Annotated in this window: 11 protein-coding genes; 5 read left to right on the top strand and 6 right to left on the bottom strand. The window is 55.8% G+C overall.

What is annotated here, in order from left to right; all coding sequences use genetic code 11:
- Window positions 1–91: 91 nt before the first annotated feature.
- The 3 genes from Q31a_RS14960 to Q31a_RS14950 form a co-directional block, all read right to left on the bottom strand.
- The gene (locus Q31a_RS14960; protein ID WP_145079330.1) at window positions 92–1,843 is read right to left on the bottom strand and encodes a hypothetical protein; all 1,752 of its coding nucleotides are present in this window, start codon (window positions 1,841–1,843) and stop codon (window positions 92–94) included.
- A gap of 76 nt (window positions 1,844–1,919) precedes the next feature.
- Window positions 1,920–2,867 carry a YybH family protein gene (locus Q31a_RS14955; RefSeq protein WP_197356833.1) on the bottom strand — a complete coding sequence of 316 codons (948 nt, stop codon included), beginning with the start codon at window positions 2,865–2,867 and terminating at the stop codon, window positions 1,920–1,922.
- Between the two features lie 696 nt (window positions 2,868–3,563).
- Complete coding sequence (locus tag Q31a_RS14950) at window positions 3,564–4,859, bottom strand: tetratricopeptide repeat protein (protein WP_145079324.1); 1,296 nt, start codon at window positions 4,857–4,859, stop codon at window positions 3,564–3,566.
- A gap of 543 nt (window positions 4,860–5,402) precedes the next feature.
- Between Q31a_RS14950 and Q31a_RS14945 the strand changes: the two genes are divergently transcribed.
- From Q31a_RS14945 to Q31a_RS14930, 4 genes are all read left to right on the top strand, one after another.
- Entirely contained in the window at window positions 5,403–5,825 is a 423-nt protein-coding gene (locus Q31a_RS14945; RefSeq protein WP_145079321.1) for a hypothetical protein, read from the top strand.
- A gap of 154 nt (window positions 5,826–5,979) precedes the next feature.
- Window positions 5,980–7,056: a glycoside hydrolase family 130 protein gene (locus Q31a_RS14940; RefSeq protein ID WP_145079318.1), complete on the top strand. Its 1,077-nt coding sequence runs from the start codon at window positions 5,980–5,982 to the stop codon at window positions 7,054–7,056.
- Complete coding sequence (locus Q31a_RS14935) at window positions 7,053–9,299, top strand: glycosyltransferase family 4 protein (protein WP_145079315.1); 2,247 nt, start codon at window positions 7,053–7,055, stop codon at window positions 9,297–9,299. The genes Q31a_RS14940 and Q31a_RS14935 overlap by 4 nt, the downstream gene beginning before the upstream one ends.
- A gap of 52 nt (window positions 9,300–9,351) precedes the next feature.
- On the top strand, window positions 9,352–10,797 hold the full coding sequence (locus Q31a_RS14930) for a glycoside hydrolase family 130 protein (RefSeq protein ID WP_145079311.1): 1,446 nt from the start codon (window positions 9,352–9,354) through the stop codon (window positions 10,795–10,797).
- Between the two features lie 169 nt (window positions 10,798–10,966).
- Here the strand turns inward: Q31a_RS14930 and Q31a_RS14925 are convergent, their stop codons facing one another.
- The 3 genes from Q31a_RS14925 to Q31a_RS14915 form a co-directional block, all read right to left on the bottom strand.
- Window positions 10,967–14,281, bottom strand: coding sequence for a serine/threonine-protein kinase (locus Q31a_RS14925; RefSeq protein ID WP_145079307.1), 3,315 nt, complete (start codon window positions 14,279–14,281; stop codon window positions 10,967–10,969).
- Window positions 14,282–14,411: 130 nt separating this feature from the next.
- Window positions 14,412–14,966, bottom strand: coding sequence for an ECF-type sigma factor (locus Q31a_RS14920; RefSeq protein ID WP_145079304.1), 555 nt, complete (start codon window positions 14,964–14,966; stop codon window positions 14,412–14,414).
- 591 nt (window positions 14,967–15,557) lie between these two features.
- Window positions 15,558–16,379, bottom strand: coding sequence for a hypothetical protein (locus Q31a_RS14915; protein WP_145079301.1), 822 nt, complete (start codon window positions 16,377–16,379; stop codon window positions 15,558–15,560).
- A gap of 214 nt (window positions 16,380–16,593) precedes the next feature.
- Here Q31a_RS14915 and Q31a_RS14910 point away from each other — a divergent pair, with 214 nt between their 5' ends.
- Window positions 16,594–17,208, top strand: a complete 615-nt coding sequence (locus tag Q31a_RS14910) for a DUF1559 family PulG-like putative transporter (protein ID WP_145079298.1) — start codon at window positions 16,594–16,596, stop codon at window positions 17,206–17,208.
- Window positions 17,209–17,273: the final 65 nt, after the last annotated feature.

Genomic DNA, 17,273 nt, shown 5'->3' with positions numbered 1-17,273 from the left:
GTCTGTGAACAAACGGCCCGTCACGCGAGTGGGGCAGGCAGCGTCTGCAGGCCCCACCAGCTGGTGCATGCTTCCGGTTTGCCAACTGGTACTATTGTTCAGGCTGTTCCGCCGCCGTTTCATCCTCCGGATTTTTCAGACGGATTAAAGTTACAGGTTGTTGGCTCTCGGCATTGAGGTGGACCAGGGCAGGAACCTCGTCGTTGGTCAAGTTGTACAGACCGATCTCTACTACCAACGCCTCGTTTCCCTCTAGCTTCAAGGCGACACGCTCCGTTGCCTTATCAACTGAACCGGTGACGGGCGTGACCTTATCAGTGATCATGTCTTGGTAGTTGCCGCGGATAGCGCCATCTTGATTAAGTGCAAGTTGGATGATCTTGTCGGTATGAGATTGATCGTCCTCCGAGATGATCGCGAAGACGCCCAGGGGTAGCCACTGGTCGTCCTTGGTCTCGGCGCCTGCATCGGCGATTGTCTCCGCTTGATCATAGTACTCCTCAGCGGTGGCGACCGGTTCGCCTTCATACAAAACACTACCATCTTCGTAGGTAACGTTTTGTTCGTAATCGTAGTACGTGCCGGCGCCTTGGCAGCCACAGTAAGTTCCAGTCGTCGCCCAGCTAGCAGCTGCCCAAGCGCTACCCACAATCGCCCATTTACCGGGGAACCAGGCCCCTGGATAGCGACCGTAGTAGGCGGGAGTGAAGTATCCCCAGCGGGTGAAGTTCCCATTGACGGCGGTGTAGGCGCGGCCTCCGACAAATTGGCCGTTTACAAAACTTGCGCCGCGACCACCACTGATCACGTTTCCACCAGGACCACGTATGACGGTCTTGGAGCCAGCTTGTCCCGTGCCGTTCCTCCCATATCCGCCTCGAGCATTGACTGCGGTGTAACCCCATTGATTTCCGCGCGCTGTCACAGCCCCGCCCTGTCGATAGCCGGAAGAATCGGCATAGCCACCCCGGGCGGCAACCGCACTATTACCAGCCGTATCTCTGGCCCCCACAGCGCCTCCGCCACGGATGGCCGAGTTGGTTCCATCAGTAGCCCCACGGACGCCGCGGCCACCCGCAGCGACTCCACCGGCTGCCGTTTCAACTCCAGTACGACTGCCGGCCGCAAACGCACTGTTCTGACCGTCGGTAGCACCGGCGGCGCCGCTTCCACGCACCACCGTGTGGCCACCGGCAGTTTCGATTTTGATACCGCCTGCTGCGCCACCCACCGTCGCACCGCCCTCCGTAGTGCCACTGCGGGAACCGCCTCCCACAGTCACGGTTCCGCCGCGTGCCGTTTCAAAGCTCTTCGAGCCACTACCGACCCCGGCAGGGAGCGTCGATGCAGACAAACCTGCATCGCGCGTGGAAGGGCTCCCCCCAGCCCCATTCAGGAAACTATCCAATTGAGATCTGGAAGGCTGCTGGAAAGAGCTCCGAGAGCTGAAAGCCGAGTTTCCGGTTGGAGGCGTTCTCACGCCCCCTGGAGCTCCGATCCCAGCGTTACCTACGCGTCCGCCGGGAGTAACTCCACGGTTGATTCCCGCACCCGGGGAGCCGACTCGGTTCTCTGCCGCTCCCGGAAAATTGTTTCGGTTCAAGGCCGGACTGGAAGGCCGGGCGGCAACAGGGCTACGATTCTGGATCTGAGGCGCTGCCATTCGCTGCTGAGCCGGGGCAGCGCGGCTCATCGACGGGCTGCGCGAGAAATTTGCAGCGCCTCCGGAAAATCCACCGCCACCACGTGCTACACCTCCTCCCCTGCCACGCGCCTCTGCCAGACTCGGTATCAACATGCAACACAAGAGTGCAAGCAGCACTCGGTTATTCGTTACCAACATGGGTTTCATTCCTTATTTTACTTTTAGATGCAGGCTACATGGCCTGAAGATCTTGCCTAATGAACTGAGTCTTAGATCAATCCTGCGCACTGGGCTGGGCCGGGGGCGGAACGTCAGGGGTAGCCACGTCGGGCTGCGCTAGAACTCTTTCCACTAGCACCTCATCCATGTCCGGTAGGAACTGTCCCGCTACGATTCTTGCCTGAGAACGCCAAGTGTACCGATTGGCGTCCACCGGAGTATAAATGTTAACCGCAGACGCAGTCTCGCCCGTGGGCAAGGTCATGCTCATTTCCACCACCCACTTTCCATCATGGCTCGACCAGTTGCCTTGCCCGACGCCTCCATCCGAATCAAACATCCAAGATCGAATGTTCCCGGTTGCGGGATCCACACCAATAATTTGGGTTCCTTCCAGTGGCGGCGCGTCGGCCGCGTCCACTCGGAAGCTCATGGACAAGAACTTCTCATTGCGAGCCCACTTAATTTCTGATTGGACAATAGAATTTTCGCCTTGGTCTTCCCAGCTGCCGACCAGCCAATTCAGCTGCGACAGTTGAGGTCCGGAGCGTTCGGGGATATCCGTTTCGCGGAGGCTGTTAATCTTCCACCCTTCCGCTTGCTTGACATGCACGACCGAATAGCTGGATTGGTACGCCTTCCCCTCCTCGACCACGGTTGCCAATCCGTCTTCGATCGCCACATCATCGGTGACCAACCGAATTGACTTGACGTTCACCGCCAGCTGAGACTTTGGAGCGGCCTCAAATTGTCTCGCAAAATCGTCCCGGATGGCATCGCGGCCAGCCACACTCTCTTGGGTATCAACCGCAAGCATGACGGCGTTGTCGGCCCAATGCTCTGCCACTGCATCAACATCTCGACGGTTATAGGCATCCACGTAGCTTCGAATCGTTTCGATGATCGCTTCCTCTGCCGTCGGTCCCGTATCGGGCGTCTGTCCCGAAGCAACACCGCATAAGATAACGCAGTGCCAAGTGCACAAAACAAGTAGTCGGTTCATTCTTGTAAATTCCAATTCTAGAGAAGGTGGCATCAAGCAATCTCACATGCCGTCTGACTTCGAAAGCTTCATCTCCATGATTCCGGCACAACGGGCCACCATCGAATAGTAACCCGCCGCATGACCAAGGAAAGGTGGTTGTTGCTACACGGGGATTAGAGGAACGACCTCCTCGTGAGAGCTAGCAACGCTCGCAAATTAATAAGCTGGTCTGGCCAGTGTTCCAAATTCAGCGCAACAATCCGCTGACCGTGCGTGGCGCGACATTCGGGACGAGTCAACGTCGTCAAGAATGCGGGGGCGTCCTGTTTCGGGTACTTTCCCCAAACAGGGGCTTTTTCAGTCCTCTTGCGCGAAAGACTTCGCTCTAAACCGAACCGCGTTATTGCGACAGATCGCAAGCCTTTCACCGCTGAACTCCATTGCAGGTCTAAGGACCTTTAAAGTCTAAGTTAATACTAACAAAACATCACTATGCGAAGTATCGCTATTCGACGGGCAGCTGATTTCCGAGCTTTTCGATCGAAAACTTGGGCGTCACTCAATTTTCCCTCATGACGGCTACGGCTCTTCATTACGCGTCCCCGCCCCACAAAAACACCACACTGCTGTACTATATGCCGGAATCGCGGGAGTGGCTCGCCGGCAGGGGCATTTTGGACGCAGAATTGGAGGAAGTTTCGGAGGCCGGGAGACCTACGCGTCGTGAGGGCTCAGTGCACTGACGACCAGCCCTTCGACAGGAGCCCCAAGCTCTCGCCGCTGTACGGCAGTAGACGCGTGCACGCGCGCGAATCCAACCGCCTCAAGCACACTACGGACATAGGATTCTGAATGACTGTATCGGCCATGATATTGCAACCGATAGTCAGTGGATTCCGCCTCCACACTCGTTTCGACGGTGAACACCAATACACCTCCAGGACGCAGAGCCCTCCGACTGGCGGTTAGGACCGATTCAAGCTGTCCGAAATAGCAAAGCGTGTCGCAAGATACCAGGAGATCGAATCGACCAGCCTGCTCATTCATGTAGCGTACGATTTCCCCTTCGACCAGCTCATCGTAGACGCCACGTTGCACAGCTTCCTTCAGCATCGCGGGCGACAAATCGACTCCCGTCAGTCGATTCGACATGGGGCGCAAAATCGGAGCACAAATTCCAGTGCCACATCCTGCGTCGAGTGTCTCTGCCTGCGGAGACTGTAGGCCCAGGGAATCCAGAGCTTCCTGGATTAGACTGGGACTTTGATAATCGAGCCGCTGCATGCGATCTTCGAACGATTTTGCGAAGTCCACATTGAATTCCTGACGGACGTATTCGTCAACACATCGCTCAGGTATGAACTCACCGGTTGAAGCGGCCAGCATGTGTCGGGCGAACGGGTCGCCAGGGGCGTGCGCAAGCCACTCTTCCCAGACCTCTCGCGCTTCGTCCAAACGCTGCACATCGGTCAACGCGCGCCCCAAATTCTCTCGAGCGGCGGATTGATCGGGAGCCAAGCGAATCGCCTCCCGGTAGTGTTCCACTGCATCATCCGTTCTACGCAGTGACAATAGCGTGTTAGCCAAATTGAAGCGAGCATCCGAAGAATCCGGAAATCGCTCAACCAATGATTGAAAGCAGACTAAAGCTTCGTCGGTTTGCCCGAGCTCAAGATACGCATTGGCCAAATTATTGCGTGCTCCGAGAAAGTCCTCCCGCAATTCGATCGCCCGCTGGTAGGATTCAACCGCCCCATCCAACTCCCCCATACCACGCTGCGCAAGGGCCAGATTGTAGAAATAGAGGGAGTTGTCGGGGGCATTCTTCGCCGCGTTGGCAAAGCTGCTTTGGGCGTCAGCAAGCTGTCCCATCTGCGCGTGGGCAATGCCAAGCAGATGCCAAGCCTCGGCAAAGGTATTATCTTGGGTGATCGCTTCGCGAAGCAGGAGGATTGCCTGCTCATGCTGTTGCTCATTGAGCAGCTGTTGGATGGCAGTAAGCTTAGTCATGGCGATTCATTGAACCGGAGATGGCGCGCAAAAGCCTCGAAGCAAAAGCCTCGTACGTCCCCACGCATGGTGAGCCTCGAAGGCTCCATCGATCGTCCCATCTCGTGGGGGTAAAGTCAAACAGAAAGTTGAGACAGGCCAGTCCCAAACTGTCGAGGAAGTGGCCATGTGGCGCAGTTCTGAAACCACTCCATCCCTTCGAAGTGACAGACCAGAACTCCACAGCGCTTCGCCCAGCTGAAGCCGTTCGGCGTCGGTTTGGGGGGGCTGTAGGGACGCCGTTGGTCTTGTGTGGACTGAAGTCCGCAGTAGAATGAAGGCCAGAGGCTCAAGGAACGGACGCGTCCAAGATCCCATACAGGGCGAGTCTTCGGTTTGACGCAGCAGCAAAGAGTTCCTCCCTCGAATTTCTGTGGCGGATACCCCGCCCGTTTCTCTGCGTTTCAGCGAACTGCTGCTCTTCGCAATTTGAACCGGCTCTGTACGAATACAGCCTTCGACGGATCCTGCTCGATCGATGTCTGTTTTGCCAAGGAGGCAAAAATGATGGAGGGTTTTACGAGTACGCCGCGTTATCTTCTGATGCATAATCGTAGTCCAATCGGACCGAAGGTTGTTGAAAGGGCAGGAGTGGAAGTCACCGCTATCTACGCCTTTTCCGACAAAACTAAATACGATGCCTTCCTGCATCAGAGCTCAATGGTGCCCACGCCATACCCACTGGTTAAAGGCTTTCTACAAACCCAGTTGGACGGCGATGCAGCCAGGTTGCATCTAATGGTGATCGATGCAGCCAGCCCCACTCAAGCGGATCTCGAAGCCGCCACCTATCAGGCGATCATCGAATCGATCGACCTCAAAACGACTTCGGTGCAGGTATCCTATCACCTCACTCTGGATGAGCCCTCAGGATTGTACCATGTGCACGCGCTTGCGGGATTGTTGAGTCCCGGAGCATCTGAATGAGCGGGTACTTCTCCAAGCAGTATTCGCCGAAAGTCTACCGCTCCGAGATGGATAGCCCCGAGCAAGCATACGATTTCCTATTCCTATTAGAAATGTGCTGCACCGAACCGCTCCCAACGGTCGCCAATTGCAGGGAAGCGAGAAATGCTGCCACATGACTTTAAGACTACGGGAGTCGTTGTTGCTACGGCCGTCAGACATCGCGCCGTCTCATGAGGAATGGGAAGTCGTCGGTGTCTTCAATCCAGCAGTCGCGGTGATGGACGACGAGGTGGTGATGCTGGTACGTGTAGCGGAACGTCCTGTCCCAACATCGTCAGGACGGGTCGCACTTCCCCGCTGGCAATCCACCGGTGACGTTACCGTCGATTGGTTTGAAGATGAAGATGTCCAGCCGGTCGACGCGCGCGTCGTCGCGACAAAGCCGAGTGGCAATTTAAGGCTCACTTCCATATCGCATTTGCGAGTTTTTCGACAATCCATCAAGGCCCCCAACGGTTGGAGAGCGGCAGGTGGGATCTTACCCGAGGCTGATTTCGAATGCTTTGGGCTGGAAGACCCTCGCATTACCAACATCGATGGCACCTTTTGGATCACCTACGTTGCCGTCTCGGAACTCGGTGCGGTGACGGCCCTTCTGTCCTCGATCGATTTGGTCAACTTCAAACGTCACGGCATTATTTTTCCTTGCGAGAACAAGGATGTGGTCCTGTTTCCGCAAAAGATTGATGGCGGCTACTTGGCGTTGCATCGTCCCAATCCCCATTCCCATTTCAGTCCGCCATCGATTTGGACCGCACAATCGCCAGACCTCCTTCACTGGGGACGTCACGCACAACTCCTCGGTGGACGTCAATCTTGGGAGCGAGACCGTGTGGGGGCTGGAACGCCTCCCATCTTGATCGATGAAGGTTGGCTGATGTTGTTTCATGGGAGCGAAACATCCCGAGTCAAAGGCCAAGTCGGCTGCTACACGGCGGGTGCACTATTGCTGGATCGACACAACCCAGCGCAGATCCTCGCCCGTTCGATGTCGCCAACGATGGCCCCCACCGCATCTTTCGAAACGCACGGCTTCGTTCCCAACGTCGTCTTCCCGACAGCTTTGCTCGACCAGGGCGACACTTTGGCGGTGTACTACGGTGCTGCCGACAGCTGTGTTGGGATGGCAGAATTTTCGAAAGACGCCATTTTGCAATCTATGACCATCCAGGGAGTCCCGGGACGATGACAGCCAAAGCACACCTCAACATCGCGTTCGTCGGCGACTACGTACCTCGTAAGTGCGGCATCGCCACCTTCACTCACGATCTAAGAGCTGGAATTGCGAAAGCATCCGGAGCGGATTGCATTGTCGTCCCAATGGACGATGTTGTCGGGGGGTACGCCTATGACAGCGAAGTTCGATTTCAAGTCGTTGAGCAGGAACTCGAGGACTATCGTGCTGCAGCCGATTTTCTCAATTTCAACAACGTCGATGTGGTTTCACTGCAACACGAATTCGGCATCTTTGGCGGTCCCTGTGGTAGTCACATTTTGACGCTTATGCGTGATCTTCGCATGCCAACGGTAACAACGTTGCATACCGTTCTTTCGGCGCCAAGCTCCGCTCAACGGGCCGTGATGCTGCAGTTGATCCAGCTCTCAACCCGATTGGTGGTGATGACCGAGAGATGCCGCCGAACACTCATGGAAACCTACGGGGCGCCGTCTAGCCAGATTGACCTGATCCCGCATGGTATACCGGAACAACCCGTGCTTGACCAGGTTGCCCTGAAAGAGCAGTTCGATGTTTCGGGCCGCTCCGTGGCACTTACGTTTGGATTGTTATCGCCCGGCAAAGGCATCGAACACGTCTTGCAAGCAATCCCCGAGATTGTCGCACGGTTCCCAGACTTCATCTATCTGATCCTGGGAGCAACGCATCCGAGTCTGATTCGTGAGCAGGGCGAACGCTACCGGATCGGTTTGGAACGCATGGCGAAAGAGTTGAAGATCACCAAGCATGTTAGCTTTTACAATCGATTCGTTGAGCTCACAGAATTAACCGAGTTTATTGGTGCCGCAGATCTCTACATCACGCCATATTTGAATGTTCAGCAAGCGGTCTCCGGTACGTTGGCCTATGCCTTCGGTTGCGGCCAGGCCGTCATCTCCACCCCCTACTGGCATGCGGAAGAATTGTTGGCGGAGGGCCGAGGGGTGCTAGTCCCCTTCTCTGACCCGAAGGCAATCGCGACAGAAGTCATCGGATTGTTGGAGGATGCCCCACGCAGAATTGCAATGCGGGAGCAAGCCTACGCGATGGGCCGCAGTATGACCTGGAATCATGTATCCCAGCAATACGTGAGGTCGTTTGAGCAAGCGTTGGAGGAGCAGAGCACGCAGCGCAAGCGATTGGCGGTTCGCACGCTCGACGAGCATCCTTTGGCACTGCCTCAGATGCATCTCGAACATCTGCAACACATGAGTGATTCGACGGGGATCGTGCAACATGCAATCTATTCGATTCCAGACCACGCGCATGGCTACTGTACGGATGACAACGCGCGAGCACTGATTCTCACCGTGCTGCTTGAGGAACTGGGCAAAGACTCCCCAGAAGTGCATATGCTTGCCTCACGCTATGCCGCTTTCCTAAACCTAGCCTTCAATCGAGACACCGGCAGATTCCTAAATTTCATGAGTTTTGATCGACGCTGGCTCGAAACAGATGGATCCGATGACTCGCAAGGGCGTTCTCTCTGGGCATTGGGAACCTGCATCGGCAGGTCTCGGCGCGTGGGCTTAGCGGCATGGGCTCGCGAGCTGTTTCATCGAGCATTACCGGCCTGCGAGCAAACCACATCGCCTCGCACCTGGGCGTTGGCCATCTTGGGCATCCATGAATACTTACGACGCTACGGAGGTGATCGCGAGACAAGCCTAATGAGTGAGCGATTGGCAAAGAAGTTGATCGACCTGTATGAGTCGACTGCTACTGCGGATTGGCCTTGGTTTGAAAACATTGCGTCCTACAACAATGCGAAACTCTCCCAAGCCTTGATTGCTCGCGGGCGTTTTGCGGATGATGCGGTAGCGACCGATATCGGATTAAACTCGCTGCGTTGGTTGTGTGAAAAGCAGCGATCGCCCGAGGGACGCTTTCGCCCGATCGGATCCAACGGGTTCAGTCGCGAGAATGGAGTAACGGCGATCTATGATCAGCAAGCCATCGAAGCACACTCGATGGTCAGCGCGTGCATCGAGGCCTATGCAGCCACGCGCGACACGCTGTGGTGCGAACAAGCTCACTTAGCCTTCGATTGGTTTCTTGGTCGGAACGATCTTGGCAAGCCGCTATACGATGCTTCGACGGGTGGTTGCTACGACGGCCTCATGGCCAGCCAAGTCAACGAAAATCAGGGGGCCGAATCAACTCTTGCCTTTCTGCTTTCACTCGCCGAAATGCAGCAACTGGCCACACTCCATTAGACTTCGCACACCCCTGTAACCCATTCATAACGCTTAAAGCAAATTGCCGCTCATGCAAGTCAATCGAACTGGACTCGTGCTTTCCCCTAATAAGCAGCGAGTCGTCTTGCGGCCTTTCGATCTGCCGACAGACGATCGCATTTTGCGCGTGATCGCTCGAGTTTCGGCACTCACGGAATCTGATGTGGATGCTCTACTGGGGCAAGTGCTAGTTGAGTTTCATGGGCGGCACCAGGATCCGCAAGCATTCTTCGAACGCCGATTTCAAAAGATTCGGCATCATCTACTCACCGATATTCCGCCGAGCAAGAATCGGCGTTTGCTGTTGGGTGCCTACTTCACTCAAGAATACGCACTCGAGTCAGCAGCTCTATTCAACCCTTCGCTGGTTTGGCATCCCGATCAATCAAATCTTGCCAAGGGCTCCCGACGCTTTGCCATGAGCCTCAGGGCGGTGGGAGAGGGGCATATTTCATCGATCGTATTCCGCTCCGGTACGATCACACACGACCTGAAAATCAAGGTCGACGAACCCGTTCGCTTTGTGACGACTCCCTCCTTTGTGCCAGACACTCGCTATGAAAACGATCTCTTCCGTCGCAAGTTAGTTGAACTCGGCCTGGGGACTCCCTTCATCTTCAAAGTCCTGTCGGCACTCGACCAAGCTTTCACCCTCGAGCAACTCGAGAAGATGTTGAAGCTTTCTCTACGTGAGCAGCGCTCGCGGCATGCTGAATTGGCGCCCCTCGTTGAGCAGGTGGTGACGTTGGCGAAGTCCAACTACGAAATTCTCTACACGCCAGATCATGAATTGTCCGAGCGCGTCATTTTCCCGTTCAGTCCCACGGAGACCAATGGGATCGAGGACGCGAGGTTTGTCCAATTTCAAGAAAGCGATGGCAGTTCGACCTACTATGCAACCTACAGCGCGTACGACGGAAAGATGGTCCTACCGCAGCTATTGGAAACCCCCGATTTCCTACGGTTCAAAATGCACACGCTGAATGGCCCAGCCGTCTCGAACAAAGGAATGGCACTTTTTCCACGGAAGATCAACGGACACTACGTCATGCTTGGTCGGCAGGATGGAGAACACCTCTATCTGATGTACTCCGACATGCTCTACTTTTGGTATTCCAAGCAGCTGATTATCAAGCCGAATAGTCCCTGGGAATACGTCCAAATGGGAAATTGCGGATCGCCCATTGAAACGAAGGATGGCTGGCTCGTCCTAACGCATGGAGTGGGACCAATGCGCAAGTACTGTATTGGTGCAATGCTGCTCGACTTAGAAGATCCGTCAAGGACCATCGCTCGGCTGCAGGTACCATTGATCACTCCCAATGAGATAGAACGCGAAGGCTATGTGCCCAACGTTGTCTATACCTGTGGAGCCATCGTCCACAACGACCACCTCGTCATTCCCTACGCCATGTCCGACTACGCAACCACATTCGCCACGATTGCGTTGGACGAACTAGTAGCAGCAATGACTTGAAAAAGTCATGCTTGGTAGCTCTGCACGTGATCTCAACAAGGGATGGCGGTAGAGCGATTGACTGGGGATCCGGCCGGCGCGAAGTATGCGTCACACCGCAAGTCAGCTCGGGCGTTGAGTTGGGGGAATAGCTTCCCCAACATTCTCCCACGCAAGCTGTGCCAACGCACTAAGGGCGGCCCAGGATGACTGGGATGCGTGTCGTGGGACCGTTGTAGCAGACGGCAGCCCGTCTGCCGTCTGCAGTAATCTGCAATGAAGTGGGCATGCCAAGTGGAGTTGAGGGAGAATACAAAGCTCCCAAGGACTCGCCGGTAGGGATATGCCAGGCTCGGACACTGCCATCGTTGTCGACCGATAACAAGACTTTGTCGTCAGGGAAGAACTGAAGAATCCTGGGCCCAAACACCGTTTCTATGTGCAGCTTAGTCTGCTTGGTGTGTCGATCGATCACGCGGATCCCCTGGTAGCCAGCAATCGCTACCAGTGTCTCATCATGGCTCAAACAGATTGAGGTCGCGTCCACCGCCTGCAGAGGATGGAGTGTTTCGCGCTCGCCAGACGCGAGATCGATTTCGACCAACGCACCTGCTTCCGCATCGTGCGCGATTGCGGTACGGTGGCCGCCAGCCAGTTGAGGGGGGAATTCCTGGACGAGTTCTACAGAACCGACCAGCTCGAAGTTGCTCCAGGAATCGTGAGTAGCCCATACGATAAAGCCACTCCTGTCACCGCCGATCACCGCGTTGCCGTCGCGCGATAAAGCCAACGACCAATCCAAGTTGCGTGATGTTTCAATGGACGCCAGACTCTTTCCAGTCGCAAGCTCAAAGATGCAAACGTTGACCGGATCGCGTATCGCAAGCCGACCATTTTGTACCGTATTGGTCACCAGTCCTTCGGGAAAGTAGAGTTCGCTATTCTCTTGGCTGAGTTGAGCGATTCGCGAGCGCAGATGGTTGAAATAGTAGAAGTAGGGTTGGGGACGATCGCTTTGGAGAAGCAGGCCCGATAGTGGGGCAGGCGGTTGGAGCTCCTGCGTGGGGGGAATGCGAGCCCGATTCCAGCGTTGAATCTTGCCGTCGACGCCTGCGGATACAAATTCGAAGCGTGATTCCAGCCAAACCAGCGGCAAGCGTGCCTCGTCGGCACCGCGGTGCGCCTGGAACTGGTAACGGACTTCACCGGTCACCGTGTCATCATTGCGATCAGACAACTGAATGAGTTGGATGCGACCATTCGCATAGCTGGCGGCAAGCCACAGGCCATCCGGAGACGCAACCAGCGAGCGGGGATGCCGACCAGCGAGTATCGCACCCGAGAACTTACCCGTCTCGCGATCCAACAAAACTAACGTCTCTGAGTAGCGCTCGCCGACCACTAGCCACCGTTGATTGCGTCCCGCCAAGCACATGGCCCTCACGTTAGACAGGGGGCTGGAACGTAACGTCCGCGTGCGGCTGCGAGATTCAAGATTCCAAACGTCAATTCCTTCGCGGGTTGGGACGAGCAGCTCTGAGGCATCGGGCGAGAACAGGAGCGCTTCGTGCCGATGATCATTCTCCACCTCAAATCGTTTTTGGCCCTCACTATTGCCCACCCAAACTCCGCTGTATCGCGCCCCTGCTGCCACGTAGAGACCGTCGGGTGAATAGCGAATTGTCTCCACGCCGGTCTCGAGCGGTTGGATCTTTTGCACCAACGTTCTCTTCTCAAGGTCCCAAAACGCTAGCTGGCCCGTATGGCTCCCCGTCACGGCTCGCAGACCATCCGGCGAAACAGCGACGGCGTGTGCCGGTTCCTCGTGCGACCCCAGCTTAAAACCGTCCGCTGCGGAATCGTCAAGATTCCAGAGGTAGACATCCCCTTGCTCATCCACACAGACCGCGTTGTGCTGATCCGCCGAGATCGCCACATCATGGATCAATGCCGTGTGTTGAAGTCCGCTGATGGGAGATATTTCCGTAGCTGAATTTAGCAGGCTCATGAAGTTCGCTGTTTTAGCCTGAGAGGCATCACTTCTAGCTGCCTGCTCCTGAGACCACCGATCGGTACGATTGGATAGAGTAGCTAAGTCACCCTGGCGGTATGCGGAAACCGCTTCTTTAAAGCGCATGGCTTCCAGCAATTCATTGGCCCGCTGCTCTCTGCTGGCAATCGCAATATTGGCTCGTCGTACACTCCACACCTGCCACATCGAAATTGAGCTGGTGGCTACCAACGCGGCGAAGATTGTGCAAACGACAACCAGCGGCCAGCGATTTCGCCAGGCGTACTTCCGCATTCGATAGTAGGTCGAGGGCGGACACGCGGCGATCGTTTCACTGTTTAGGAATCGACGGATGTCGTCCGCCAGTTCTCCGGCCGAGTCGTAACGGCGCTCACGGTCCTTTTCCATGGCCGTCAGCACGATCCAGTCGAGTTCTCCACGGAGCGTCGCCCGCAACTTGCTGTGTTCCATCGAGCGATTTTTGCAAATGTGGGAGCTAACCGGTCCGCTCAGCGTGCTGCTCGGTCGGCGTGGTTCGACTTCGCGCACAATTCGTCGGATTTCGTCAAAGCTGATGTTCTTGAAACGCTCTCGATCGAACGGAGGCACTCCCGTCAACAATTCATACAGAATGACTCCCAGCGAATAGATATCGCAGCGAGTATCGACATCAACTCCCCCCAACTCTGCTTGTTCGGGGCTCATGTACATCGGTGTGCCCAGCATGCGGGAAAAACCGGTGTACATGGTAGAGTCCGTGAGGGGTTGATCGACGGCTTTCGCCAAGCCAAAGTCGATGATCTTTGGGACGGGGGCATCGTCAACGTGCGCCACGAGGATGTTGGAGGGCTTCAGATCTCGATGAATAATGCCTTTCCGATGCGCGTGGCGGACTGCCATGCAGACCTTTTCGAACAACCTCAGACGCTCGTCGGTGGTCAAGCGATGCGCGTCCGCATACTTCGTGATCGATAGACCTTCGACGAGTTCCATCGCCAAGTACGGCTGTCTTGCATTCGTCGTGCCGACTTCCAGAACCTTGGCGATATGGGGGTGGTCCATCAACGCGATCGCTTGCCGCTCCCCTTGAAAGCGGGCGATAACATCGTTGGTCGCAATGGCCGCTCGAATAATCTTCAAGGCCACCAAGCGTCTCACCGGCTCGGTTTGCTCCGCTGCGTAGACTGTTCCCATCCCACCTTCGCCAATTGGCTTGAGGATCTTAAAGCTGCCGACAACGTCGCCCGGAAGTAGTTCCGCTCGGCTTTCCACCAGGGTTGGCTCATCAGAGGGCCCGAAGCGCGCAACGGCTTCGTCGAGCAAATTGGGAGCGTCGGAGCCATGCGCCGTTAAGAGCTTTTGAACCTCCGCCTTGGTCGTGTCATCACAACCGCTTTCCTTCATGATCTGCGCGCGCTCGGCGTGGTCCTTTACGTCCAGGAGAGCCAGGAACAGCTCTTTCACCGTCGGGGGACGCGATGATTCTAGATTCATGTTTGCTCCTCAAGCCGGTCGCAGCTAAGGCGGACTCGGAGTGTACCGCTGACAATCCTATGCGTAAAACAGCGCTGTTGCGTCCCAGCCACTGCTCCCTTCCCTTTCTACAGGAGCCCAAGCCGTATGCTCACTCCCGCAGATAGACGCCGAACCAAGATCTGGCGAATTCCCAAGTTCGATAGGCGGCTGTGCGGGACAGCCCCATGACGTCGCCCGCCTCCGCCACCGATAGGCCGGCGAAGAGCCGCAGCTTGATCAATTCGGCAGAATCGGCATCGACTTCTTTAAGTTGGCACAATCCCGCTTCCAAATCGAGCAAAAGGTCGTCCGTACATTGGTCATCGGCCATTAGATCCCCCAAGTCAATCCTACGCAGTTCGCCACCCCGCTTAAGGCATTGTCGAGCGCGGGCGGAGTCTACCAAGATTCGTCGCATGGCCTCAGCTGCAGCCGAAAAGAAATGCCCCCGATTTTCGAACTTCTGCAGCTTTCCATCCGTGACCAACCGCAGGTAGGCTTCATTCACCAATGCCGTGGGCTGCAGACTGTGGTCCGTTCGCTCCTTGTTGAAATGAAAACTTGCCAAGGTGCGCAGTTCCGTGTAAACGGTCTGCAACAGATGCTCTCCAGCAACGAGGCTTCCTCCGTGCGCTTCACGCAACCACTGAGTCACTTCGTTCATTGCCTAAGTCTTCCTTACCACGAGCCGCCGAGATGCACCATCACTGCTATGGCCATGCCATCGAGCAATTAAAGCCGATACCACTCAGACCTTGCCAAACCAATGCGAGCGTCTGCCTCGAACATCTTGCCGCCCCCAAACCCTACCAATGATCTACCGTGCTAAATTTGCGAGGTTGTTGGTAGCCGCACATTACCTAGAACTGAGACCTTTTTTGGGGGTTGAGAGCCTCGGACAGGCACCAAACACTCATTACTCTCCCCCACTTCTTGCTGAGGGTAGCCAACAACACAGATTAAGGGAGCCTAACAACATGGTCTTATCTTAATGTTCACTGTACTTACTCCCAACCGAGGCGCTCGCGGGACAGGCAGCAAGTGCGCCAATTTCCAGATTAAACTCCGTTTGATGCATGAATCCTCTGCAAATCCCCCACAACAGTCACGCCTCAGTACCCGCCAGGGCGTCTTCTGCAGCATGGTACAGCCTGACGATACCTCCGTTCCAGGCGGAAAGCGTGGAATTCCCCTCCCTTAGCACGCCGCAAGTCTGGCAATGGTGAATCCCTCAGCGAGGATGGAAGAACAGGCCCTAGGACTCAAGTTTGACCTTCCAATCTTGGAGCACGGCTGCATGCTGACTCCAATCTACGGCAAATGGGAGTGCTACTGGCAATTCGCTGGTCGGCAGGCCCACGGAGAGCAATACAATACGTCGATGTTCAAAATGATCATCCACCAGGGGCAAGGCTTGGTCCGACTCGATGCGGGCAAAGCGGCTGCGCTCCTCCTGCCACACTCTGGCCATGCGATGCAGGGCCACCAAGCGGAACCAATGCCAGGGCTTCTCGACTCGCACCTGCTTCCGCACCCACTGCCAATCCTCGAACTGCTCCAAGTCGGGCTGGCGGATCAGAAAACAGCGAATACAACGGCGGCGAACCGCCAAGCGATCTTCGCAGGTCATGCAGAACAGCCAGATCTCTTTCGGATGGGGAGACGTTGCCAACGCGCCGGCTGCGTATCCAGCAGCATCGTTTAGCAATTCGAAGCCCAAGGTACCACGCGTTGGCAGCAGGGGATCGTTCAATGTGGTTTGCTCGGTCAGCCCCCTCAGCAACTCGCGCGCGGCCGGGTTGTCGTAAAGTTGATTGACGGTCAGTTTGGTCGTCACGTTCCTGAAAACCAATTGCACTTGGGACGGAGCAACCGGAAGCAGGTAGTGAGCTTGGAACAGGACGTCATCGGTATCTCCCTGTTGAAAGCGTTGCAATTCGCGAATGCGTTTGCGAAACAGAAAGTACCAACTTACGATGAACCCCAGACTAAATCCGAGTGCTTTGCCGACCAGCTCTGGGATCAATCGCGACCATTCCATTGCCGCGAACCAATGTTGCCATTCATACCAGTCCATTGCGTGTAATTCCATTCTGCTGTGGATTGCGTGATTTCCAGCTGCGAAGCGCGGGGGCTTTCACCGCTGCTTCCCGAGTTTTCATGGTATTCTACATCTGTCGCCGCAGGTGTGCCGTTTGCAAGTCGGACGATGACTGACTCCGAGATCGACGCTGCCGCTTGCTGCCACAGGCAGTCTTCAGTAGAAATCGAACCCTTGAAAGCCGATCCGCATGCAGAATCCGCCCAATGCAATTCGCCGAGGTGTGAGCTTAGTTGAATTGATGGTGGTGCTGGCTATTATCGGTTTGATGTTGGGGATGCTTTTGCCTGCTGTGCAAGTGGTGCGTGAGCGGGCGCGCGAAGCGGTTTGCAAGAACAACCTGCACCAGTTGAACATGGCAATCGCCAATTTCGCCGAAACTCACAAAAAACTACCCGCGGAGCCGGTAGCTGATCAGGTAAGTGGTTGGACCGTAGAGATCCTCCCCTTCCTCGAGCAGAGGAACCGGTTCGAAAAGCTCCCTGTAGGGCGTACTCTGGCGGCGGTCCCCGAGGCGTTTCGGCGGCCTCCAGCCATCTTCCGCTGCCCACGTCGGACCAGTCTGGACGAGTGGAACAACGCCGAACAGACGAATGCCCATTACGCATTCGTTCCCACGCGTGGCCGCAAGTCCTACTACGTATTCGATTTTCCAGTTGAACTGCAAGCGCACTGGTTAAACGGGCCCGAATTCCGTTACGAGGCTTTCATCCAGCGCAAGGGCCCCCATGCGGATGGTTTCTTCTTCTCCAGCGGTTTTCAGCAAGGAGTGGGGTTCATGCTCAACGGGGTCAAGCAACACTGAGCACATCGACTCCAAAGTTGAAGAGTTACTTGCAATTGCCCATCGTCGTCTGCTACTCTAAATGG

The organism is Aureliella helgolandensis, assembly GCF_007752135.1.
Taxonomy (GTDB): domain Bacteria; phylum Planctomycetota; class Planctomycetia; order Pirellulales; family Pirellulaceae; genus Aureliella; species Aureliella helgolandensis.
Note: the sequence above shows the minus strand (reverse complement) of the source record. Positions and strands in the feature narration are given on the sequence as shown.